General features: G+C 73.9%; 19 protein-coding genes. 9 read left to right on the top strand and 10 right to left on the bottom strand.

Features of this window, described 5'->3' with window-relative positions; genetic code table 11:
- Window positions 1-167 precede the first annotated feature (167 nt).
- Complete coding sequence (locus AKI01S_RS02295) at window positions 168-809, top strand: helix-turn-helix transcriptional regulator (RefSeq protein ID WP_067811737.1); 642 nt, start codon at window positions 168-170, stop codon at window positions 807-809.
- Window positions 810-819: 10 nt separating this feature from the next.
- Window positions 820-1,365, top strand: a complete 546-nt coding sequence (locus AKI01S_RS02290) for a PadR family transcriptional regulator (protein WP_067811735.1) — start codon at window positions 820-822, stop codon at window positions 1,363-1,365.
- 51 nt (window positions 1,366-1,416) lie between these two features.
- Here the strand turns inward: AKI01S_RS02290 and fabG are convergent, their stop codons facing one another.
- From fabG to AKI01S_RS02270, 4 genes are read right to left on the bottom strand one after another with little or no spacing between them, the layout of a single operon-like run.
- A complete protein-coding gene (gene fabG, locus AKI01S_RS02285; protein ID WP_067811733.1) occupies window positions 1,417-2,121 on the bottom strand; it encodes a 3-oxoacyl-ACP reductase FabG in 705 nt (234 codons plus the stop codon).
- A complete protein-coding gene (locus tag AKI01S_RS02280; RefSeq protein ID WP_067811731.1) occupies window positions 2,118-4,448 on the bottom strand; it encodes a type I polyketide synthase in 2,331 nt (776 codons plus the stop codon). The genes fabG and AKI01S_RS02280 overlap by 4 nt, the downstream gene beginning before the upstream one ends.
- A complete protein-coding gene (locus AKI01S_RS02275; RefSeq protein ID WP_083998765.1) occupies window positions 4,445-5,476 on the bottom strand; it encodes a beta-ketoacyl synthase N-terminal-like domain-containing protein in 1,032 nt (343 codons plus the stop codon). The genes AKI01S_RS02280 and AKI01S_RS02275 overlap by 4 nt, the downstream gene beginning before the upstream one ends.
- Entirely contained in the window at window positions 5,476-6,771 is a 1,296-nt protein-coding gene (locus AKI01S_RS02270) for a beta-ketoacyl-[acyl-carrier-protein] synthase family protein (protein WP_067811729.1), read from the bottom strand. Before AKI01S_RS02270 ends, AKI01S_RS02275 begins: the two co-directional genes overlap by 1 nt.
- A 269-nt stretch (window positions 6,772-7,040) precedes the next feature.
- On the opposite strand from AKI01S_RS02270, the gene AKI01S_RS02265 reads away from it, so the two are divergent.
- The 4 genes from AKI01S_RS02265 to AKI01S_RS02250 are packed head-to-tail and all read left to right on the top strand — an operon-like array spanning window position 7,041 to window position 12,401.
- Window positions 7,041-8,825, top strand: a complete 1,785-nt coding sequence (locus AKI01S_RS02265; RefSeq protein WP_067811727.1) for an AMP-binding protein — start codon at window positions 7,041-7,043, stop codon at window positions 8,823-8,825.
- Window positions 8,825-10,177, top strand: coding sequence for a condensation domain-containing protein (locus AKI01S_RS02260; protein WP_067811725.1), 1,353 nt, complete (start codon window positions 8,825-8,827; stop codon window positions 10,175-10,177). Before AKI01S_RS02265 ends, AKI01S_RS02260 begins: the two co-directional genes overlap by 1 nt.
- Window positions 10,174-11,097 carry a sulfate adenylyltransferase subunit CysD gene (gene cysD / locus AKI01S_RS02255; protein ID WP_067811723.1) on the top strand — a complete coding sequence of 308 codons (924 nt, stop codon included), beginning with the start codon at window positions 10,174-10,176 and terminating at the stop codon, window positions 11,095-11,097. The genes AKI01S_RS02260 and cysD overlap by 4 nt, the downstream gene beginning before the upstream one ends.
- A complete protein-coding gene (locus AKI01S_RS02250; RefSeq protein ID WP_067811722.1) occupies window positions 11,097-12,401 on the top strand; it encodes a sulfate adenylyltransferase subunit 1 in 1,305 nt (434 codons plus the stop codon). Before cysD ends, AKI01S_RS02250 begins: the two co-directional genes overlap by 1 nt.
- Before the next feature lie 14 nt (window positions 12,402-12,415).
- Here AKI01S_RS02250 and paaE read toward each other — a convergent pair whose 3' ends face one another.
- The 6 genes from paaE to paaZ are packed head-to-tail and all read right to left on the bottom strand — an operon-like array spanning window position 12,416 to window position 18,021.
- Window positions 12,416-13,489 (bottom strand): 1,2-phenylacetyl-CoA epoxidase subunit PaaE, encoded by a 1,074-nt coding sequence (gene paaE, locus AKI01S_RS02245; RefSeq protein ID WP_067811765.1) that lies wholly within the window; start codon window positions 13,487-13,489, stop codon window positions 12,416-12,418.
- A complete protein-coding gene (gene paaD / locus AKI01S_RS02240) occupies window positions 13,486-13,986 on the bottom strand; it encodes a 1,2-phenylacetyl-CoA epoxidase subunit PaaD (protein ID WP_067811720.1) in 501 nt (166 codons plus the stop codon). The genes paaE and paaD overlap by 4 nt, the downstream gene beginning before the upstream one ends.
- Window positions 13,980-14,801 carry a 1,2-phenylacetyl-CoA epoxidase subunit PaaC gene (gene paaC, locus AKI01S_RS02235; RefSeq protein WP_067811718.1) on the bottom strand — a complete coding sequence of 274 codons (822 nt, stop codon included), beginning with the start codon at window positions 14,799-14,801 and terminating at the stop codon, window positions 13,980-13,982. Before paaC ends, paaD begins: the two co-directional genes overlap by 7 nt.
- Window positions 14,802-14,813: 12 nt before the next feature.
- Window positions 14,814-15,092 carry a 1,2-phenylacetyl-CoA epoxidase subunit PaaB gene (gene paaB / locus AKI01S_RS02230; protein WP_067811717.1) on the bottom strand — a complete coding sequence of 93 codons (279 nt, stop codon included), beginning with the start codon at window positions 15,090-15,092 and terminating at the stop codon, window positions 14,814-14,816.
- The gene (gene paaA, locus AKI01S_RS02225; RefSeq protein WP_067811715.1) at window positions 15,089-16,015 is read right to left on the bottom strand and encodes a 1,2-phenylacetyl-CoA epoxidase subunit PaaA; all 927 of its coding nucleotides are present in this window, start codon (window positions 16,013-16,015) and stop codon (window positions 15,089-15,091) included. Before paaA ends, paaB begins: the two co-directional genes overlap by 4 nt.
- A complete protein-coding gene (paaZ, locus tag AKI01S_RS02220) occupies window positions 16,012-18,021 on the bottom strand; it encodes a phenylacetic acid degradation bifunctional protein PaaZ (RefSeq protein ID WP_067811713.1) in 2,010 nt (669 codons plus the stop codon). Before paaZ ends, paaA begins: the two co-directional genes overlap by 4 nt.
- A 243-nt stretch (window positions 18,022-18,264) precedes the next feature.
- On the opposite strand from paaZ, the gene paaI reads away from it, so the two are divergent.
- The 3 genes from paaI to AKI01S_RS02205 are packed head-to-tail and all read left to right on the top strand — an operon-like array spanning window position 18,265 to window position 22,754.
- Window positions 18,265-18,663 carry a hydroxyphenylacetyl-CoA thioesterase PaaI gene (paaI, locus tag AKI01S_RS02215; RefSeq protein WP_067811711.1) on the top strand — a complete coding sequence of 133 codons (399 nt, stop codon included), beginning with the start codon at window positions 18,265-18,267 and terminating at the stop codon, window positions 18,661-18,663.
- Window positions 18,664-18,705: 42 nt separating this feature from the next.
- The gene (locus AKI01S_RS02210; protein ID WP_067811710.1) at window positions 18,706-20,475 is read left to right on the top strand and encodes an HSP90 family protein; all 1,770 of its coding nucleotides are present in this window, start codon (window positions 18,706-18,708) and stop codon (window positions 20,473-20,475) included.
- Between the two features lie 14 nt (window positions 20,476-20,489).
- Entirely contained in the window at window positions 20,490-22,754 is a 2,265-nt protein-coding gene (locus tag AKI01S_RS02205) for a hypothetical protein (protein ID WP_067811708.1), read from the top strand.
- Window positions 22,755-22,766: the final 12 nt, after the last annotated feature.

Raw genomic sequence — 22,766 nt, 5'->3', positions numbered from 1 at the left:
TGGAGCACCGAGATAGCAGACCAAATCAGTCAACAATATAGAAAATTGGCCTCGGAAACGGTTAGCGGCCGGTAAGGCGGTCGCGAGTACGGTTTTGAGCCGTCGCCCCCGCCCCGAAGCAGCCGGCCGGGGAAGCCACCGGCTGAGCATCGGCAACCGAGGTAACCATGCGCCTGTCCGCACATGACCATGCCCAGATCAGGGCGCTGCTGGGAAAGGCCCGGCACGAGATCCTCCTCCTCGCTCCCTCCTGGGCGCCCGCGCTCCACAGCGCCTGCGCCCTTCCTCCCCTCACCGCTCCCCGGACCCGCGTCGTCGTCTCCCGCTCCTTCCTGGCGCAGGCCCCCTCCCTCACGGGCCGGCACGTCCAGGTGCGGCTGGGCGGCGCGACCCCCCTTCTGCTGGTGGTGGACCGCAGGAGCGCGCTGAGCCGGCACGCCGACGACCGCTCCGTCCACGCCCCGGTGCACCGGCACACCGAGGTCGAACGCCTCGTCCACGTCTTCGAGCACCACTGGAAGCGGGCCTCCCCGGTCGTCCCCGCCGGTGAGGCCCCCCTCACCGACCTGCAACGGAGCATCATCCGGAGCCTGGCCATGGGGATGACCGACAAGGCCACCGCCGGGGCGTTGCAGATCTCGACCCGCACCGTCCAGCGCCAGGTCAGCCAGCTGATGCAGCAGTGGGGCATCCAGAGCCGCCTGGAGCTGGGCGTCCACCTGGCCGCCACCGGCCTGGTCCCGACGCGGGGCCCGGCGCCGGAGGCCCGGACCGGGAGCACCCTGGTGGCCTCCCTGTCCGGCGCGTGAGGCCGCGGTCATGAGCCTTCGGCACGCGCTCCTGGGACTGATCGCCGAGCTGGACGGCGCCAGCGGCTACGACCTGCTCAAGATGTTCGAGATCTCGCTCGACGGCGCCTGGTCCGCCACCCAGAGCCAGCTGTACGGCGAGCTGGGCAGGCTCACCGCCGGGGGACTGATCGAGGTGACCGGCGAGGGCCCGCGCGGCCGCAGGGAGTACGGCATCACCCGCGCGGGCCGCGCGGAGCTGGAGCACTGGATCACCGAGGTGGAGCCCCGGACCAACCACCGCGACGACACGCTCCTGCGGGTCTTCCTGCTCGGCCGGGTCGACGGGCACCGGGCGCTGGCGTTCGTGGAACGCCGGCGGCGGGCCCTCGACGACCAGGTCGCCGACCTCGACCGGATCGAGGAGTCCATCTCCTGGAGCGACGAGGACGACCTGTCCTTCCACGGCCGCCTGGCGATGGAATGGGGCAAACGCCTGTTGCGGGCCCGCCGCGACTGGTGGGAGTGGGCCCGGGAGGAGATGGCGGACCGCGACGAGAGGGAGGGACGCGGTTGACGACGGGACGGGGGCGCCGGCCGGTCCCGCCCGGCCGGCGCCCCCCTCGGGTCAGTGCCCCAGGCTGCCCCCGCCGTCAACGGTGATCACCTGGCCGGTGACCGCCGCCGCGGACGCGGAGGCCAGCCACACCGCGGCACCCGCGACCTCCTCCAGGGTGGCCGTGCGGCCGAGCGGCACCTCGGCGAGGATGCGCTCCCTGTAGCCGTCGCTGAGGCCGCTGGTCATGTCGGTGTCCAGCAGCCCGGGCGCGACCACGTTCGCGGTGACGCCCCGGGGGGCCAGCTCGCGGGCCAGCGACCGGGCGAGCCCGATGAGCCCGGCCTTGCTGGCGGCGTAGTTGGCCTGGCCGGCCACGCCCTTCAGCCCGGTGACCGACGAAATGAAGATCATCCGGCCGCGGCGCATCCTGATCATGTCGGTCACGGCGGCCCTGGCCACCCGGTACGCCCCGGTCAGGTTGGTGTCGATGACCTCGGCGAACATCTCCTCCCGCATCCGCAGCAGCAGGGCGTCCCGCGTGATCCCCGCGTTGGACACCAGGACCTCCACCGGTCCCTGCTCCTGCCTGACCTCCTGGAAGGCGCGCGCGATCTGGTCGGGGTCGGTGACGTCGCACTTGACCCCGAGCAGCCCGGGGGGAGCGCCGCCGCCCCGGTGGGTCACCGCGACGGCGTCGCCCTCGGCGGCGAACGCCCGGGCGATGGCCAGACCGAGACCGCGGTTGCCCCCGGTCACCAGCACCGAACGGGTCATGACACGCCTCCCACGGGGTTGGCCTTCACCAGGGCGGCGGTGGCGTCGCCGTCGCCGTGCGCGGCGATGGGGCCGTTCCACCACAGTCGCGCGGTGGGCGCGAACACGTACGGGGTGAGCCGGTGCCGCACGCGCTGGCCCGGGTCGTACAGGACGTCCCAGTCGGGATCGAGGCCGTCGCGGTAGAGCGCCGCGACGACGTCGAGGACCTCGCCGCCGCCCGCGCGGCCGGGAAGGAGCCGGGTTCCCTCGGTCCGCTCGCCGACGATCTCGACGACGCGGGCCGGTACGGCCTCCAGCGCCGTCCGCAGGGCCTCGTCGAACCCGCTCCCGTCGTCCACGAGGTGCAGCCGCGTCACCGGCGGGCGCGACCCGGCACCGTCGGCCTCCCCGGCGGTCGCCTCGACCGACGCTCCCGGGCCGTCCGGCGCGGCGACGGCCCGGGCGGCCTCCTCCAGCTTGCGGTCACCGGCCAGCACGGCGGCGGCGTGCGCGCCGACGCCCTCACCCACGATCCACGCGGGGGTGACGCCCGCGTCCAGGAGCATCCGCCCGAGCGCGTAGGCGACCGCGAACACGACCGGGCCCCTCGCGGCGGGTTCCGCGCCGGACCGCGACATCTCGACCACCGACCAGCCCAGCTCCGTCCGGAGCGCCGCGTCCGCGGCGGCGAGCGCGTGCCGGTAGGCCGCGTGCCGCTCGTACAACTCCAGCGACATCCCCGGACGCCAGGCGGACTCCCCGGCGATCGTCCAGCCGACCGCCGGCGCGGTCCCGGCCTCCCCGGACAGCGCCGCGAGACGGTCGTCGTCCGCGGCCGCGGCGCGCAGCCCCGCCACCGCCTCCTCGCGGTCCCGGGCCGGCAGCGCGAACCGGACGGGCCCCGACGCCTTGACCTTGTTGGAGGTCCAGGCCACCGCGGCGAACCGGTCGGCGGGCGCGGCGGCGACGTCGTCGGCCAGCCGCCGCACCGCCCCGCGCAGGCTCTCCCGGTCGCGCGCGGACACCGTCAAAAGGCCCCCGCCGGGGCGTCCGGCGTAGGGGCGGCGCGCCTCGGGGGGCGCGGTGGCCAGCACGATGTGGGCGTTGGTGCCGCCCAGCCCGAAGCCGCTGACCCCGGCCAGCACCTCGCCCTCGGACGGCAGCGGCATCGGCTCCTTGACGAGCTGGAGCCCGTTCTGCGCCAACCGCAGCCGCGGGTTCTCGGAGGCGGCGTGCGGGCTCGGCGGGATGACCCGGTGGTGCAGGGCCAGCGTCGTCTTGATCAGCCCCGCGAGGCCCGCCGCGCCCTCGGCGTGCCCGATGTTGCCCTTGATGGACCCGATCGCGCACGGGCGCTCCCGGGGGACGCCGTGCACCTGTCCCAGGGCGCGGACCTCGATGCGGTCGCCGAGCATGGTCCCGGTGCCGTGCGCCTCGACGTAGGAGATGTCCTGCGGCCGGACCCCCGCGCGCTCGTAGGCCTCCACCATCGCGGCCCGCTGCGCGTGCGGGTTCGGCGCGGTCACCGTGGTGCTCCGGCCGCCGTGGTTGACCGCCGCGCCGCGGATGACCGCGTAGACCGGCAGCCCGTCGGCGAGCGCGTCCTCCAGCCGCCGCAGCACCATCACCCCCACGCCCTCGGCGCGCCCGAAGCCGTTGGCCTCGGAGCTGAACGGCCGGCACCGCCCGTCGGGGGAGGACAGCTTGGCCTGGGTGAGGAAGACGCCGAACACGGGCGTGACGAACAGGTTGACCGCGCCGACCAGCGCCTGGTCGCAGGTCCCGGCGCGGAGCGCGGCGCACGCCTGCTCGGTCGCGACCAGGGAGGAGGAGCAGGCGGTGTCGATGGCCATGCACGGGCCGCGCAGGTCGAGATGGAAGGAGATGCGGTTGGCCGCCATCGCGTAGCCGTTGCCCGACCCCACATGGGGATTGATCCGCTGGAAGTCGGTCATGAGCAGGTTCAGCCACTCGGCGGCCATGATCCCGACGTAGACGCCGGTCCGGCTTCCGGCCAGCGAACGCGGATCCAGGGTGGCGTCCTCCACGGCCCGCCAGGCGGCCTGGAGCAGCAGCCGCATCTGGGGGTCGCTGACCTCCAGCTCGGCCTCGGAGAAGTCGAAGAACTCGTGGTCGAAGACGTCGGGGTCGTCGATGAAGCCCGCGCTGCGGGTGTTGACCTTGGCGCGGCCCCCCTCCGGGTCGTAGTAGTCGTCGGCGTGCCACCGGCCCCTGGGGACCTCGGACACGCCCTCCTCGCCGTTGATCAGCAGGTTCCACAGGCCGGGCACGTCGGGTGCCTTGGGGAACCGGCAGTCGAGGCCGACGATGGCGATGTCTGTCATGTACCGGTCTCCTTGTTGTCTCCTTGCCGGCGGGTCCGCAGCAGGCAGCAGCCGACATGCCCGTCGGGTTCGACCGCCGTGACGAGCGCCAGGCGCCCGTCGCCGTCCCCGGTCCCGGCGGCGTCCGCGACGATCGCCGCGGCGACCTGGAAGGCCGCCGCGGCGCCGTGGGTGTCCCCGATGAGTTCGGCGGGGCGCACGACGCGCGCCTTCCCGAGCCCGGGCAGACGCGCGTCCTCCCGGCCGGCGGGCACCAGCAGGCCCACGTCGGAGGGGGCGGCCCCGGCGGCGCGCAGCGCCCTGCCGACGGCGGCCCCCAGCACGTCGAACGCCTCGCCCGGGTCGGCGAACACGCCGGTCTCCAGGGCGAGCACCTCCGCCAGCACGGCGCGCCCGTGCTCCCGCGCGCGTTCCCCCGGCTCGACCAGGAACGCGCAGCAGCCCTCCGCGGGAACGCCCCGGGCGCCGGCCGCCTCGGCGATCGCCACGCGGCGTTCGTTCAGGTCCTCGTAGGCGCCGCACACCACCGCGTCGCTCCGGCCGGCGGCGAGCAGCCGCCGCGCGTACCGGAGGGCGGCCAGGCCGGTGAGGCGGCCGGCGGTCACGGTCGCGTTCGGTCCCCGCAGGTCGAACTCGATCGCCGCCTGCGCGCTGGCGTAGTTCATGACGCACGCCGGGACGAGCGCGGGGTTCACGTTGTCGGGCCGGGGCCGGGTCAGGGAGTCCCGGGTGAGGGTCATCGACTGGTCGATGCCCGCCGCCGCGCTGCCCAGGACCAGCCCGCGGCGCGCGGGAGGACACCGGTCGGCCGCGCCCCCGTCGAGCAGTGTCCCGATCGTGGCCAGCGCCATCGCCGAGGGGCGGTCGGCCAGCCGGACCGCCCGGCCCGTCGCCGGGGGTTCGGCGACGTGGAAGTCCCCGACCGGCCCGCCGGGCACCGCCGTGCCGGTGCGGACCGCCTCGCGGAACGGGCCGACCCCGACCCCCGCGGGGGACATCAGGGACACCGCCGAGATCACCGTGTCCATCACGGCCTCCTTCCGACCGGAGCCGTCGCGTCCGCGCCGAGGTGCGCGGGGTGGCGCAGCACGACCACCGCGTTGTTGCCGCCGACGCCCAGGGAATTGATCACCGCGGTCCGCACGCGCGCCGGGCGCGCCGTGCCCGGCACGCAGTCGACCGGGCACTCGGGGTCGGGCGTGACGAAGTTGACGGTCGGCGGGATGAACCCGTGCGTCATGCCGAGCACCGCCGCGATGCAGGAGTGCGCCCCCGCGGCCCCCTGCGTGTGGCCGACCATCGACTTGAGCGCGGTGACCGGCGGCGGCGCGGCGCCGAAGACCTCGCGCACCATCGCCGACTCCATCGCGTCGTTGATGCGCGTCCCGCTGCCGTGCGCGAAGACCACGTCGACCTCGGACGGCTCCACGCGGGCGTCCCGCAGGGCGGCGGTCACGCATTCGGTGACGCGCTCGCGTTCGGGCCGGGTGGGGTGCGTCGCGTCGCAGTTGAGGGCGAACCCGGCGACCTCCGCCAGGATCGGCGCGCCGCGCCGCCGCGCGTGCCCCAGGGTCTCCAGCACCAGCATCCCGGCGCCCTCACCGAACATGAACCCGTCGCGGTCCAGGTCGAACGGGCGGCACCGCTCCCGGGCCCAGGCGCGCAACCGGTAGAAACCGGCGAACGCCATGCGGCTCACCGAGTCGGCGCCCCCGCAGAGGGCATAGTCGGCCTCACCGGCGCGCAACGCGTCCAGCCCGTAGCCGACCGCGTAGTTGCCCGCGGCGCAGACGGTCGGGATCGTGACCGCCTCCACGTTCGTCAGCCCCAGCTCCGCCGCGACCGCCACCGGCAGGCGGCCGGGATGCACCCGCCGCGCCAGCTCGGCCGGCAGGCCGCTCCCGCCGTCCCGCCCGGCGGCCACCTCGGCCGCGGCGAGCGCGTCCACGTCCAGCGACTCCCCGCAGGTGGTGCCGACCGCGACGACGCCGCGCTCGTCCCGCACCGAGGCGGGGTCGAGACCGGCGTCCCGCATCGCCATCCGCGCGGCGACCGCCGCCTGGGCGCCGACCTTGCCGAACCGGCCGGGCTCCAGCCTCCGCAGATGCGCCTGCGGGTCGAAGCCGGGGACCTCGTGGGCGTTGGCGTACCGGAAGCCGGTGGTGTCCCACCCGCTGATCGGCGAGACGCCGCACCGGCCCGCCCGCAACGCCTCCAGGAACTCGTCGCGGCCGATCCCGATGCTGGAGATGACACCGAAACCGGTGACGACGACGCGGAGATCGGGATCGGAGCGGTCTCGGAGTGCGGCTTCGGTCCCCATGCAGCTCACCTCGGCGCGGTCTCGGCGGCCGTCGACGGCGGATCACCGGCGGCGGGCCCCCAGTGTGCGGAGCCCGCGCCCGCGACCCCAAGATCCGTCGGTGCGCCCCATCGCGCTGTCCCGATGGGCCTGCCCGCATCGGCAGGGCGGACGAGCGGGCCCGACCGGCGACCGAGGGCGCAGGAAAGAAGGACCAAATGGGCGTTCACCCGCCCGGAGAGCCGAGCCTAGGGTGCGGCGACCGGTGCCCTTCGTGATGGATCCAGGTGATGACTTTGAGACCGACCGCGCGGATATTCGCCGACCCCCGGGTGGAGGCCCGCCACCGCCCCGACGGCACGGTGCTGCTGTCCTCGACGGTACCCCTGGAGCCTCACGACACCGACCTGGTGGGCTCCCTGCGCCGCTGGGCGGCCGAGCGCCCCGAGGCGGTGCTGGCCGCCGAACGCCGGCTGGGGTACTGGGACCGGCTCACCTACGCGCAGGCACTGCCGCGCGCGGAGTCGCTGGGCGAGGCGCTGCTGCGGCGCGGCCTGGACCGGGACCGCCCGCTGGTGGTGCTGTCGGGCAACTCGCTGCGGCACCTCCAGCTCATCCTCGCCGGGTACGTCGCCGGTATACCGGTGATCTCGCTCAGCCCCGCCTACTCCAAGAGCCATGGCCACCGGCGCCTGCGGCGGGTCGTCGAGATGGCCGCGCCCGGCGCGGTGTACGCCGAGGACGGCCGCGAGTACGCCGCGGCGCTGGAGGCCGTCGCCGACCTGGCCCCGGCCGCGGTCGTCGGGCGGGGCGGCGGCGGGGAGCCGTTCGGCGACCTGCTGCGCACCGGACCCGGCGAACGTCTCGGCGCGGCCCGCGCGGCGGTCGGCCCCGACACCGTCGCCAGGATCTTCTTCACCAGCGGCTCCACCGGCGATCCCAAGGCGGTCCCCAACACGCACCGGATGCTCTGCGCGGTGCAGCAGATGATGCGGCAGGTCTGGCCGTTCCTGTCCGAGACCCCGCTCAGCCTGGTCGACTGGCTGCCGTGGAACCACACCTTCGGCGGCAACCACAACCTGCACATGGTGCTGACCAACGGCGGCACCCTGCACATCGACGACGGCGGCCCCACCCCCGCGCTGTTCCCGCGCAGCCTGCGCAACCTCGCCGAGGTCTCGCCCAACGTGTACTTCAACGTGCCCGCGGGCTTCGCGCTGCTGGCCGACGAGCTGGAACGCGACTCGGTGCTGGCCAAGAAGTTCTTCGTCCGGCTGCGGCTGCTGTTCAGCGCGGGCGCCCCGCTGCCGGAGACGCTGCGCACGCGCATGCTCCGGCTGGCCGAGCGGTTCGCCGACGACCGGGTCCGCTTCACCTCCTCCTGGGGACTCACCGAGACGGCCTCGGCGATCACCTCCGCGCACCTGGACACCGAGGAGCCCGGCGCGATCGGCGTTCCGCTGCCGGGGATCCGGCTCAAGCTCGCCCCGGTCGGCGGACGCTGGGAGATGCGGGCCGCGGGCCCCACGGTGATGCCCGGCTACCTGGGCGACCCCGCCCTCACCGCCGCCGTGTTCGACGAGGAGGGCTTCTACCGCACCGGTGACGCCGGGCGGCCGGTCGACGAGGAGGACCCCTGCCGGGGTCTGGTGTTCGAGGGCCGCATCGCCGAGGACTTCAAGCTGGCCACCGGGACCTGGGTGCGCGTGGGCACGCTGCGCGCGTCGCTGCTGGCGGCCCTGGGCACGCTCTCCGAAGCGGTCATCACCGGATCGGGCCGCGCCTGCGCCGGGGCGCTGGTCTGGCCCCGCCGCACCGCCGACCCCGCGTCACTGCGGCGCGACCTCGCCCGGGCGCTCGCCCGGTTCAACGCCGGGCAGCGGTCCTCGCGCCGCGTCGAACGGCTGCTGCTCATGACCGAACCGCCCGACCCCACGGCGGGCGAGGTCACCGACAAGGGCTCGGTCAGCCAGCTCCAGGTGCTCCGGAACCGCGCCGAGCTGGTGGACCTGCTCCACCGCGACCCGCCCCCGCCCGAGGTGATCCTGCCCGCCGACGAGAAAGGCGCCCGCTGATGGAGACCACCCGCCACACCGTCGCGTTCTCCGCCCCGCACACCGCCCGCAGCGGCCCCCTGAGCTGGGCGCAGCTGGAGGTGTGGCCCGAGGCGCTGCTCAGCCAGCAGGGCCTGGCGACGTACGTCAACATCGTGGGCGGCGGACCGCTCCCGCCCGGCCTCAAGGCCCAGGACGTGGTGGAGGCGCTGGGACGGCTGATGGAGCGGCACGAACCGTTGCGGACCCGATTCCGGACCCGGCCGGACGGGCACCCCGAGCAGGTGGTCGTGCCGGAGGGCGAGATCGAGATCGAGGTCGTCGACCTCCCCGCGGACGAGGACCCCTTCGAGGCCGTGCACGCCTGGCTGCCCGCAATGGAGGACACCCCCTACGACCTGGCCGCGGGGCTGCCCTTCCGCGCGCGGATCGGAGCGGTGGAGGGAGAGCCCCTGCTCGTCATGTTCGGCACGACCCACCTCTCGGCGGACTTCCTCGGCACCCGCGTGCTGTACGGGGAGCTGGTCAGCCTGCTGGAAGGGCGCGAGCTCGCGGGCGCGCCGCCGCTCCACCCGATCGACCTGGCCGAGTCCGAGCGGGCGGAGGCGGGACGGCGCGTGCTGAACCGCTCGCTGGACCACTGGCGCGCCGAACTGTCCGCCGCCCCACCCGCCATGTTCCCGGCCCCCACCGGCCCCGGGCAGGCGGAACGGTACTGGCGCGGCGGCATCAACTCGCAGGTGGCGGCGCGGGCGCTGCGCGAGGCCGCCGCACGCTGCGGCATCGGCACCTCCTACGTGCTGCTGGCCGCGATGACCGCGCTCGTCGGCCGCCACACCGGAAAGGACCGGTGCTCGCTGCGGGCGGTGGTGGGCAACCGGGGCCGGCCGGAGACCCGGCACAGCATCGCCAACCTGAGCATGGAGGCGCCCCTGGTGGTCGACCTGTGCGCCGACACCCTCCAGCAGGTGGCGCGGACCGCGCGGACGGCCTTCCTGCGCGCGCAGCGGCACGGCCGCTGCGACCCGGAGGCCGCGGCGCGGCTGCTCACGGAGCACGGCGTCGAACTGGACGTCGTCTTCAACGACATGTGGACCCCGGCGCGAGGCGCCGCGGGAACCGGGACGCCGACCGGCCCTCCGGCCGACACCTCCTTCCGCTGGGAGGAGAGGACCGACCGGGCCACCGTCGCCTTCTTCCTGGAGGCGTTCGAGGTCATAGGCGACCCCGAGGCGATGCGGCTCAGCCTGCTCGCCGACACCCGCCACCTGCCGCCCGAGCGGATCCGCGCGTTCCTGTACGCGATCGAACGGCTGCTCGTCGTGTTCGCCGAACGCGACGTCCGCCTGGACGAGATCGACCCCGTCTCATGAGCCGTTCCGCGACGAGCCTGTCGCCCTCCCAGTTGGACGTGCTGGAAGCCGAGTCGATCCACATCATCCGTGAGGTGGCGGCCGAGTTCGAGCGCCCGGTCCTGCTGTTCTCCGGTGGCAAGGACAGCATCGTGATGCTGCACCTGGCCAAGAAAGCGTTCTGGCCCGCCCCGGTCCCGTTTCCGGTGATGCATGTGGACACCGGGCACAACTTCCCCGAGGTGATCGAGTACCGGGATCGGCGCGTCGCTGAGACCGGGGTGCGGTTGGTGGTGGCCTCGGTGCAGGCCTCCATCGACGCCGGGCGGGTGGTGGAGGAGAGCGGGCGGCGCGCCTCGCGCAATCGCCTGCAGACCACCACCCTGCTGGACGCCATCGAACAGCACCGTTTTGATGCGGCCTTTGGTGGGGCGCGCCGGGATGAGGAGAAGGCCCGCGCCAAGGAGCGGGTGGTGTCCTTCCGTGATGAGTTCGGGCAGTGGGATCCCAAGAACCAGCGCCCCGAGCTGTGGAATCTGTACAACACCCGGATCCGCCAGGGCGAGCATGTGCGGGTGTTCCCGCTGTCGAACTGGACCGAGCTGGACATCTGGGACTACATCCGCCGTGAGCGGCTGGAGCTGCCCTCGATCTACTTCGCCCACACCCGGCGGGTGTTTGAGCGCGATGGGATGCTGCTGGACGCCCAAACCGGGTTTGCCAACCGCGGCGAGGATGAGCCGGAGTTTGCGGCCAGCGTCCGGTATCGCACCGTCGGGGACGCCTCGTGCACGGGGGCGGTGAAGTCGACGGCGGCGACGCTGGATGAGGTGATCGAGGAGATCGCGGCCACCCGGGTGACCGAGCGTGGGCAGACCCGGGCCGATGACCGGGCCAGCGAGGCCGCCATGGAGGACCGCAAGAAGGAGGGCTACTTCTAATGGCCTCGACCACCCCCGGTATCACGGGCACGGGCAAGAGCATGGACATCCTGCGGTTCGCCACCGCCGGTTCGGTGGATGACGGCAAGTCCACCCTGATCGGGCGGCTGCTGTTCGACTCCAAGTCGATCTTTGAGGATCAGCTGGAGTCGGTGGAGCGCACCAGCGCTGATCGGGGTGAGGAGTACACCAACCTGGCGTTGCTGACCGATGGGTTGCGGGCCGAGCGCGAGCAGGGCATCACCATCGATGTGGCCTACCGCTACTTCGCCACCCCGCGGCGCAAGTTCATCATCGCCGACACCCCCGGCCACATCCAGTACACCCGCAACATGGTCACCGGCGCCTCCACCGCCGACCTGGCCATCATCCTGGTCGACGCCCGCAAGGGCATCCTGGAACAGTCCCGCCGCCACGCCTTCCTGACCACCTTGCTGAAGGTGCCGCACCTGGTGGTGGCGGTCAACAAGATGGACCTGGTCGACTACGACCAGCAGGTCTATGAGCGGATCGTCGACGAGTTCGCGACGTTCGCAGCCCGGTTGCACGCCAGGGATCTCACTTTCATCCCGCTGTCGGCGCTGCACGGCGACAACGTGGTGGAGCGCAGCGGCAACATGCCCTGGTACGAGGGCTCCTCGCTGCTGCACCACCTGGAGCATGTGCACATCGCCTCGGACCGCAATCTGATCGATGTGCGGTTTCCGGTGCAGTACGTCATCCGCCCGCACAAGTCCACCGATCCTGAGCTGCACGACTACCGGGGTTATGCCGGGCAGGTCGCCGGTGGGGTGCTCAAGCCCGGTGATGAGGTGGTGCACCTGCCGTCCGGTCTGACCACCACCATCACCCACATCGACGGCCCCAACGGGCCCGTCCAGGAGGCGTATGCGCCGATGTCGGTGACGTTGCGGCTGGCCGATGACATCGACATCTCGCGGGGGGACATGATCGCCCGGCCGGGCAACCGGCCCGAGGTCGCCCAGGACCTGGAGGCGATGGTGTGCTGGATGACCCCGGACCGGCAGCTGTCGCCGCGGATGAAGTTGCTGGTCAAGCACACCACCCGCACCGCCCGCGCGATGGTCAAGGACCTGCACTACCGGCTGGATGTCAACACCCTGCACCGCGATGAATCGGCCACCGGGCTGGGGTTGAACGAGATCGGCCGGATCTCGTTGCGGGTGACCCAGCCGCTGTTCGTCGACGACTACGGCCGCAACCGGCTGACCGGCGGGTTCATCCTCATCGACGAGGCCACCCACAACACCGTCGCCGCCGGAATGATCACCGGCGCCCGGTAGGGCGGAGTACGGCGCTAGGCGTCGAAGTCCACGGTGACCGGCTCGCCGACGGCCTCGGACTGGCAGGTCAGCACGAAGCCCTCGTCCACCTCGGCCGGGTCCAGCGCGTAGTTGCGGCGCATCTTGACCCGCCCCTGGGTGACCTTGGCGCGGCAGGTGCCGCACACGCCGCCCTTGCAGGCGAACGGCAGGTCGGGGCGGACGCGCTGGGCCCCGTCCAGCACGGTCGCGCCCGCCGGGAGGTCCACGGCGGTGGTGCGGCCGTCCAGGACCACGGTGACGGGGGTGCTGGGGCCGGTCGGTCCGGCGGCGGGGCGCTCCCGCACCGGGGGCGGGACGTCCTCGACGTAGAACAGCTCGCGGTGGACGCGGTCGCGCGGCACGTCCATCCCGGCCAGCACGTCCATCGCGTCGGTGACCATGCCGTGCGGGCCGCACAGCCACCAGTGGTCGACCTCGTCGACCGGGACCAGCAGCGGCAGCAGGGTGCGGAGCTTGGCCGCGTCGAGGCGGCCGGTGAGGATCTCGGGCTCGCGGACCTCGCGGGACAGGACGTGCACCAGGTGGAGGCGGTCGGGGTGGGCGTCCTTCAGGTCGGCCAGCTCGTCGGCGAACATGACCGTGTCGCTGGTGCGGTTGCCGTACAGCAGCGTGACGTGGGTGCCGGGGACGGCGAGGGCCGAGGCGGCGACCGACAGGACCGGGGTGATCCCGGACCCGGCGGCGATCATGACGTGGTGGGAGCCGGGCTCCAGGTCGGCGGTGAACGAGCCGCCCGGCGGCAGCACCTCGATCTCGTCGCCCGGCCGCACCTCGCGGACCAGCCAGGAGGAGAACAGCCCGTCGGGCACCTCGCGCACGCCGACGCGCGGCGCGCCGCCCGCCGCGGAGCAGATCGAGTAGGAGCGGCGCTCGTCGCGGCCGTCCACCAGGCGGCGCAGGGTGAGGGACTGGCCGGGCCGGAAGGCGTACCGGTCGGCCAGGTCGCCGGGGATCTCGAAGGTGAGGGCGACGGCGTCGTCGCACAGGCGCTCGACGGCGGCCACGCGCAGCGCGTGCGGGGTGCGGTTCGGCACGGCCAACGTCAGATCTCCTTGAAGTGGTCGAAGGGTTCGCGGCAGGAGCGGCAGCGGCGCAGCGCTTTGCAGGCGGTCGCGCCGAACTCCGACACCTCCTCGGTGTCGGTGGAGCCGCAGCGCGGGCACGCCGCGCGGCGGGTCGGGCCGAGGGTGAGCGGGATCGGGCCGCGCGGGCGGCGCGGCGCGGGGCCGGGCGGCGCGATGCCCGCGGCGGCGAGCTTGCGGCGGCCCGACTCGGTGATGTGGTCGCTGCTCCACGGCGGGCTCAGCGTCACCCGCACCTCGACGTCGCGGTACCCGGCGCCGGTGAGGCGGTGCACGAGGTCGTCGCGCATCGTGTCCATCGCGGGGCAGCCGCTGTAGGTGGGCGTGATCGACACCACGACCCGGTCGCCGTCCTCGGTCACCTCGCGCAGCACGCCGAGCTCGGCGAGGGTGAGCTGCGGCAGCTCCGGGTCGGTGACGGTCTCGGCGATCTCGCGGGCGCGCGTCGCGGTGGTCACCATGTCGCCTCCGGGAGGGCGCGGGCCACGCTCTGCAGTTCCTCCAGCAGCGGGTGGAGGGCCCCGGTGTGCTCGCCGCGCGGGACGGCCCTCCCGGCGTCCGGGGGCGCCGGCAGCGTCGCCTGTCCGAGCACCTCGGCGATCACCTGGTCGAACTCGGCGCGCACGGTGGCGGGGTCCACGGCGAACGGGGCTGACTCGACGGGGTCGGTGGCGAACAGGTCCGCCGTGTACGGCCACACCTCGTCCAGCGCGCGCCGCATCCGCCGGTGGGACTCCTCGGTGCCGTCGCCGAGCCGGACCGCCCAGCGGGCGGCGTAGTCGCGGTGGTAGGTCAGCTCCTTGACGGACTTGGCGGCGATGGCGGCCAGCACCGTGTCGGAGGACAGCCGCAGCCGGTCCATGACGGCCAGCCGCCAGGTGGAGAACGCCAGCAGCCGCACCACCAGGTGCGCGAAGTCCCCGCCCGGGATCTCGGCGAGCCGGACGTTGCGGAACTCGGCGGCGTCCCGGTGGAAGGCCAGCTCGTCCTCGTCGCGGCCGGTGCGGGCCAGCAGCAGCCGGGCCTGGCCGAGCAGGTCCAGCGCGATGTTGGCGATGGCGACCTCGTCCTCCAGCTCGGGGGCGCGGGTGATCCACTCCTGGAGCCGGTGGGACATGATCAGCGCGTCGTCGCCGAGCATCAGGCAGTACCCGGCCAGCGCGTCGTCGGCCGGGGTCATCTCGACCCCGGCCAGGGGGTCGCTGAAGCCGGTGCCGAACGCCCAGCGGGCGTCGCCGTCGCCGGTCAGGGCCGCGTAAACGTTGTCGAAGCTCATCGGAAGGGCCCGTCAGATGTGGGGGACGTCGTCGGGGATGGAGTAGAAGGTCGGGTGCCGGTACACCTTGTCGGCGCTGGGGTCGAAGAAGGCGTCCTTCTCGTCGGGGCTGGAGGCGGTGATGTCGGCGGACCGCACCACCCAGATGCTGACGCCCTCGTTGCGGCGGGTGTACAGGTCGCGGGCGTTGTGCAGCGCGGTCTCGGCGTCGGGGGCGTGCAACGATCCGACGTGGACGTGGTTCAGGCCGCGCTTGCCGCGGACGAACACCTCGTACAGCGGCCAGCTCATCGGGCTGCCTCCTTCTCGCGGGCGTGCTTGCGGGCGTGGGCGAGGGCGGCCTCGCGGACCCAGGCGCCGTCCTCGTGGGCGCGGCGGCGGCGTTCGAGGCGCTCGGCGTTACAGGGGCCGTCGCCGGAGATGACGCGCTTCAGCTCGTCCCAGTCGGGCTCGCCGAAGTCGTAGTGGCCGCGTTCGGGGTTCCAGCGCAGCTCGGGGTCGGGCAGGGTGACGCCGAGCTTCTCGGCCTGCGGGACGGTCATGTCGACGAACTTCTGCCGCAGCTCGTCGTTGGTGTGCCGCTTGATCTTCCACGCCATGGACTGGGCGGTGTTGGGCGAGTTCGCGTCGGGCGGGCCGAACATCATCAGCGACGGCCACCACCAGCGGTCCACCGCGTCCTGCACCATCTCCCGCTGGGCGTCGGTGCCGCGCATCATCGTCATCAGCAGCTCGTAGCCCTGCCGCTGGTGGAAGGACTCCTCCTTGCAGATGCGGATCATCGCGCGGGCGTAGGGGCCGAAGGAGCTGCGGCACAGCGGCACCTGGTTGCAGATGGCCGCGCCGTCCACCAGCCAGCCGATCACGCCGACGTCGGCGTAGCCCAGCGTCGGGTAGTTGAAGATCGAGGAATACTTCTGGCGGCCGGTGATGAGGCGTTCGGTCAGGTCGGCGCGGTCCACGCCGAGGGTCTCGGCGGCGGCGTACAGGTACAGGCCGTGCCCGGCCTCGTCCTGCACCTTGGCCAGCAGGATCGCCTTGCGGCGCAGCGACGGCGCGCGGGTGATCCAGTAGCCCTCCGGCTGCATCCCGATGATCTCGGAGTGGGCGTGCTGCGCGATCTGCCGGACCATCGTCTTGCGGTAGCCCTCGGGCATCTCGTCGCGGGGCTCGACCCGCTGGTCGGCCGCGATGATCTCGTCGAAGCTGCTCACTTGTCCGTCCGTTCCTTCGCGACGAGGGTCAGCACGTCGTACTTGGCCACCGAGGCGCCGTCCTGGTTGGCGACGTCAGCGTCCCAGCGCACCTCGCCGTAGTCGGCGTTCTCGCGCGGGGTGATCTGCTTGGCGGTCAGGGTGACGGTGAGGCTGTCGCCGACCTTGACGGGGGTGAGGAAGCGCAGGTTCTCCAGGCCGTAGTTGGCGAGGACGGGGCCGGGCTCGGGCGCGACGAACAGGCCCGCGGCGAACGACACCACCAGGTAGCCGTGCGCGACGATCCCACCGAACAGCGGGTTGGCGGCGGCGGCCTCCTCGTCGGTATGGGCGTAGAAGGTGTCGCCGGTGAACTCGGCGAAGTGCGCGACGTCCTCGGCGGTGACGGCGCGGGGCCCGGCGGTGACCGAGTCGCCGACGCGCAGCTCGGCCAGGCTCTTGCGGAACGGGTGGACGCCCTCGGAGCGCCTGGCGCCCGCCGTCCACCGGCCGGTGACCGCGGTGAGGACGTCCGGGGACCCCTGCACGGCGGTGCGCTGCATGTGGTGCAGGATCGCGCGGACGCCGCCGAGCTCCTCGCCGCCGCCCGCGCGGCCGGGGCCGCCGTGGGTGAGGGCGGGCATGGGCGAGCCGTGGCCGGTGGACTCCTTGGCGCAGGACCGGTCGAGGACGAGCACGCGGCCGTGCCAGTGGGCCGCGCCGAGCACGATCTCGCGGGCGAACGCGGGGTCCTCGGTCACCACCGAGGCGACCAGGCTGCCCCGGCCGCGCCCGGCGTAGTCGATGACCTGCTCGGTGGTGTCGTACGGCAGCAGGGTGCTGACCGGCCCGAACGCCTCCACCTCGTGCGGCTCGGGGCGCTCGGGGTCGCCGAGCAGCAGCAGCGGGGACAGGAACGCGCCGTCCTGCGCCCGGTCCCCGGCGATCTCGACGCGGTCGGGGTCGCCGAACACGATCTCGCCGCCGAGGGCCTTGAGCTGGCGACGGACCTCCTCCCTCTGCTGGAGGCTGACCAGCGCGCCCATCCGCACGCCCTCCACCGACGGGTCGCCGATGACGATCTTGCCGAGGCGTTCGCGGGCCGCCGCCACGACCTCGTCCAGGCGGTCGCGGGGCACGAACGCGCGGCGGATCGCGGTGCACTTCTGCCCGGCCTTGACGGTCATCTCGGTGACGAGCTGCTTGACGAACAGGTCGAGGTCGCCGTCCGGGCCGAGGACGGAGGCGTTGAGGGAGTCGGCCTCGGCGTTGAACCGCACGGCGCGCTCCACGATCGCCGGGTGGACGCGCAGCCGCCGCGCGGTCGTGGCCGAGCCGGTGAACGCCACGACGTCCTGCTCGGTGACGTGGTCGAGCAGGTCGCCGGGCTCGGCGCAGGCGAGCTGGAGCGCCCCCTCGGGCAGCAGCCCCGACTCCAGGATCAGCTCGACGAGGCGGGCGGTGAGGTAGGCGGTCTGCGGGGCGGGCTTGACCAGGGAGGGCATCCCGGCGACGAACGCCGGGGCGAACTTCTCCAGCGGCCCCCAGACGGGGAAGTTGAACGCGTTGATCTGCACGGCGACGCCCCGCAGCGGCGTGCAGACGTGCCGCCCCACGAACGTGCCGCCCCGGCTGAGCCCCTCGACGTCGCCGTCCACGTAGACGGTGTCGTTGGGCATCTCGCGGCGGCCCTTGCCGGAGTAGGCGAACAGCGTGCCGATGCCGCCGTCCACGTCGATCCGGGAGTCGGCGAGGGTGGCGCCGGTGCGGGCCGACAGCGCGTACAGCTCCTCGCGGTGCTCGTTCAGGTACGACCCGAGGGCCTTGAGCAGCGCGGCGCGCTGGTGGAACGTCAGCTCGCGCAGCGCCGCGCCGGACCGGCGGCCGTACTCCAGCGCGGCGGCGTAGTCGAGGCCCCCGGTGGAGAACCGGGCGACCTCCTCGCCGGTGACGGCGTCGTGCAGCGGCGCCCCCTCGTCGGTGGGCGTGCGCCAGGACCCCGAGACGTAACTGCGCAGCACCGCCATTGGCCCGTCCTCCCAGAATTACTGACCGTACGTTCGGTAAGTAATTCTAGACCGGGACGCCCGCCGGGAACAGCCCCGATCACTTGATCCTTCCCCCTACCCTTCCAGTAGCCCCTCCCCGACCTGCCTTCACTGCGAACAGTGACGGAACTCTTGCTTTCCGGAGCCACCGGGTTCTCGTCCCAGGCCCCGTGACACGGCCGTTCAGCCGCCCCTCCCGGCCCCGGCTACACTCCGGCGTCCATGAACCAGGCACACGAGATGTTCGACGCCGACCTCGCCTCGCGGGCGCTCGGCATCGAGCTGCGCTCCGCCGAGGGCGGGCGGGCCGAGGCGGCCATGCGGGTCACCGAGGCCATGGTCAACGGCCACGGCATCGCGCACGGCGGCTACGTGTTCCTGCTGGCCGACACCGCGTTCGCGCTGGCCTGCAACAGCCACGGGCCGGTCACCGTCGCGGCCGGGGCCGACATCACGTTCGTGCGCCCGGTCCGGCTCGGCGACCTCCTCGTGGCGGTCGCCGAGGAGCGCACGCGCTACGGGCGCAGCGGGATCTACGACGTGACCGTGCGCCGGGACGGCGAGGTGGTCGCGGAGTTCCGGGGACGCAGCCGGGAGTTCCCTCCGCGACCGGAAGCCTAGTCACCGGAACCCGGAGCCCGCCCCGGCCATCTCAGTGGGGTGATGACCGGTCAGCCTCCGCCGGAGCGGCCCGCCGCCCGCACCTTCGACGTCGACCTGCGCGGGATCGTGGACCTGCTCAGCCGCCACCTGTACAGCAGCCCCCGCGTCTACGTGCGCGAACTGCTCCAGAACGCCGTGGACGCCACCACCGCGCGCGGCGGGCCGCCCGGCCCGGTCCGCATCGAGGCGGGGGGCGGGCGGCTGCGGATCGAGGACGCGGGCGTCGGGCTCACCGAGCCCCAGGTGCACGAGTTCCTCGCCACCATCGGCAACTCCGCCAAGCGCGACGCGCTGGGGTTCGCGCGCCACGACTTCCTCGGCCAGTTCGGGATCGGGCTGCTGTCGTGCTTCCTGGTCGCCGACGAGATCGAGGTCGTGACGCGCAGCGCCGCGCAGGACGCGCCCGCCGTCGTGTGGCGCGGGCACGCCGACGGGCACTACACCGTCGCGCCGGGCGTCCGGGACGAGCCCGGCACCACCGTCACGCTGCGCGCCCGCCGGGACTTCGAGCACTGGCTGGAGCCGTCCACGGTGCGGGAGCTGGTGCGGCACTACGGCGCGCTGCTCCCCTACGACGTCCGGGTGAACGGCGAGCGGCTCACCGACGGGGTCCCGCCCTGGGAGGCCGGGCGGGAGGCGATGCTCGGGTACGGGACGCGCCTTCTGGGGGCGGTCCCGCTCGACGCGATCGACCTGTCGGTGCCCGAGGCGGGGCTGCGCGGCGTGGCGTACGTCCTGCCGCACGAGACCAACCCGAGCGAACCGGCGACCCACCGCGTCTACCTCAAGCGGATGCTGCTGGGCGACCGCGTCGACGGGATCCTGCCGGAGTGGGCGTTCTTCGTCCGCTGCGTCCTCGACACCGACGAGCTGCGGCCCACCGCCAGCCGGGAGCAGCTCTACCACGACGAGCTGCTGGTGGTCGCGCGGGAGGCGCTGGGCGAGCGGCTGCGGTCCTGGCTGGTGCGGATGGCCGCGACCGAGCCCGAGCGGCTGGGCGCGTTCCTCGGCGTGCACCACCGCGGGGTGATGGCGCTGGCCGTCCACGACGACGAGATGCTGCGCGTGGTGGACGAGTGGATCCCCTTCGACACCGGCGAGGGGGCGGTCACGCTCGCCGAGTTCCGGGCGCGGCACCGCGCGATCCGCTACACCGCGCGGACCGAGGAGTTCCGGCAGCTGGCGGGGATCGCCGCCGCGCAGGGCGTCGCCCTGGTGAACGGCGGCTACACCTACCACGCCGAGATCCTGCACCGGCTGCCGCGCCTGGACCCGGGCCTGGACGTGCGGGCGCTCGACCCGGCCGAGCTCGCCACCCGGTTCGACCGGGTCGGCCCGGCCGTGGAGTTCGCCGCCCGCGACCTGCTCGCCATCGCCCGGCGGACCCTCGCCGACCGGGGCTGCGCGCCGGTGCTGCGCGCCTTCTCCCCGGTCGCGCTCCCGGCGCTGTACCTGGAGGGCGAGCCTCCGCGCCGCGCCGCCGCGGCGGAGGCGGCCGAGGGCGTGTGGGCGGAGTTCACCGACGCGCCGCCCGCCGCCGAGACCGAGGCGGGGCCCGAACCCGGTCCGCTGCTGGTGCTCAACCACCGCAACCCGATGGTCGCCCGCCTGACCAGCACCGCCGACGCCCGGGTCGTGGAGCTCGCGGTCGAGGCGCTGTACGGGTACGCGCTGCTGACGGGGAACCGCGCGCTGCGCCCCGGCGACGTCGCGGGCGTGAACCGCGCCTTCCTCGGCCTGGTCGAGCACGCCATCCGCGCCGAGAGCTGAGGACTGGGGGCACGATGATCGTCAACGGGGATGACCTGCGGCGCCGCCTGGACGCGGCGTGGCGCCTGGATCCGGAGGAGTCCGGGGGCGGCCCGGAGCCGTTCATGGCCGAGATGCGGGCGCTGCTGGCGGACGCCGAGGCGCTCGGCGAACCGGAGAGCCTGTTCCGGGTCCTGCTCGGCTACACCTACTCGCTGGGGTTCCGGGGCTGGAAGGACAGCTCCCGCGAGGTGACCGGCGAGTGGCTCGGTCTCCTGCGGCGGTGCCTGCTGATGTGGCACGCCGAACCGCACCGCTACGACGAGGACTACGTCACGGCGATGTGGACGCAGTTCTACCGGCTCCTCGACGTGTTCATCCGGATCTTCCCCGAGCCCGCCGACCGCGTCCGGCGGCTGATCGACGAGCTGGAGCGGTACTGCCCGCCCACCCGGCCCGGGTCCCGCTACGCGCTCGAGGACGCGCGGCTCCACCTCGCGGCGCGCCGGGGGGACGTCGCCGAGGTGGAGCGGCGGTGGACCCGGCTGAGGACGCGGGAGGCGCCCCGCGAGCACCTGTTCCCCGACGGCCTGGCCTCGATCGACGCCACCATGTGGGCCCGGCTCGGCCACCCCGACCGCGCCGTCGCGGCGCTGGCCCCGGTGCTGGCCGGGCTGATCCCCTCCCGCGACGGCGAGGAGCACGAGGACGTCCTCCTGATGCCGTACCTGCTCACCGGCCGGGTGGGGGAGGCGGTGGCGGTGCACCAGCGCACCTACACGCGCTCCGGGATGAAGCTCGGGGAGGTCGCCGCGCACCTGGAGTTCTGCGCCCGCACCGGCAACGAGGAACGCGGGCTGGACGTCCTGCACCGCAACTTCGCCCGCATCGGCTACCACTGCGACTCCGTCGACGGCATGTGGACGGCGGCCGCGGCGGCGCTGCTGTGCCGCCGCGTGGTCGCCGCGGGGCTCGACCGGGAGTGGGTCTGGGAGTGCGGCTGCGCCGACCCCGGGTGCGAGACGCTGCCGATCTACACCTACGCCAAGCTGGGCCAGGACCTGCGCTGGCACGCCACCCGGTTCGCCGAGCACATGGACGGGCTGAACGGCACCCCGCACCTCGGCGAGCGGATCGACGCGCTGCTGCACGCCGAACCGGTCGTCGACCGGCTGGAGCTGCCGCCCGCCGCCGCGCCCGCCCGGCACCGCGCCGACCCGCCGCGCTCCCCGCACCTGGACGCCACCGACGACGCGGGCCTGCTGCGGGCCCTGGACCTGGCGCGCGCCGCGGACTCCGGCACCTCCCGGATCGTCCTGACCCAGCGGGTGCTGCAGAACGCGCTGGTGGGCGGCGCGACGCGGGCGCTGGTGGAGGCCCGGTTCGCGCTGCTGGACGACCTGCTGCCCGACGGCTGGGAGCTCTGGAGCACGGACCTGTTCTCCTGCCTGGTCGAGCTGTTCCGCCTGCACGAGGCCCGGCCGACGCTGCTCGGCGCGGACCGGGTCGCGGCGATGTGGCGGGCCGTCCCGGTCGCGCTGGACCGGGCCCTGGCGCTGCCCGGCACGCACCTGCGGCAGGTCCGGGCGTTCCTGGACACGGCCGAGCGGCACCAGCGTCCCGGCACCGACGACGCGCGGCACGTCCGGTGGTTCCGGACCGGGGCCTGGGCGCGGGCGGGCGACCCGGAGGCGGCCCGCGCCGCCTGGGAGCGCTTCCTGGCCCTGCCCCCGGCCGAGCGCCGCACCACGTCCGGGGACGTCCTGCGCGCCGCCCAGTGGTGGCTGGACCTGGGCCGCGACCGGTGGGCGCTGGAGACGGCGGAGACGCTCCCGGCCGGGGGCGACCGGAGCCGCCTGCTGCTCGCCCTGCTGCGCGCCGGTCGCGCGGACGAGGCCCACGAGCTGCACGAACGCACCTACCGGACGGTGACGGGGGCGCCCGAGGTGGCGGCGCACCTGCAGTTCTGCGCGCGCACCGGGAGGCTGGAGCACGGGCGGCAGATCATCGGGCGGGTCCTCGGCCTGTACCACGTGGCCGACGACGAGGAGTTCGCGTTCGACCGGCTGCGGGCGTACGCCGGGGCGGTCCTGGTGGGCGAACGCCTGGCGGCGGCGGGCCTGGACGAGCCCTGGACCTGGCCCGCCGACGACTGCTGCCCGTCCGAGGACGGCTGGAGCCACGCCCGGCTGGCCGCCGCGTGCCGCAGGCACCTGGCCCTCTACGCGCGCCGCTGGGAGGAGCTGGTCGGCACCGACTTCCACACCCGCGCGGTCACCGCGCTGGCCGACGGCCGCTGACCGGCCGGGCGG

It is taken from the genome of Actinomadura kijaniata NBRC 14229 (assembly GCF_001552175.1).
GTDB classification, from domain to species: Bacteria; Actinomycetota; Actinomycetes; order Streptosporangiales; family Streptosporangiaceae; genus Spirillospora; species Spirillospora kijaniata.
Note: the sequence above shows the minus strand (reverse complement) of the source record. Positions and strands in the feature narration are given on the sequence as shown.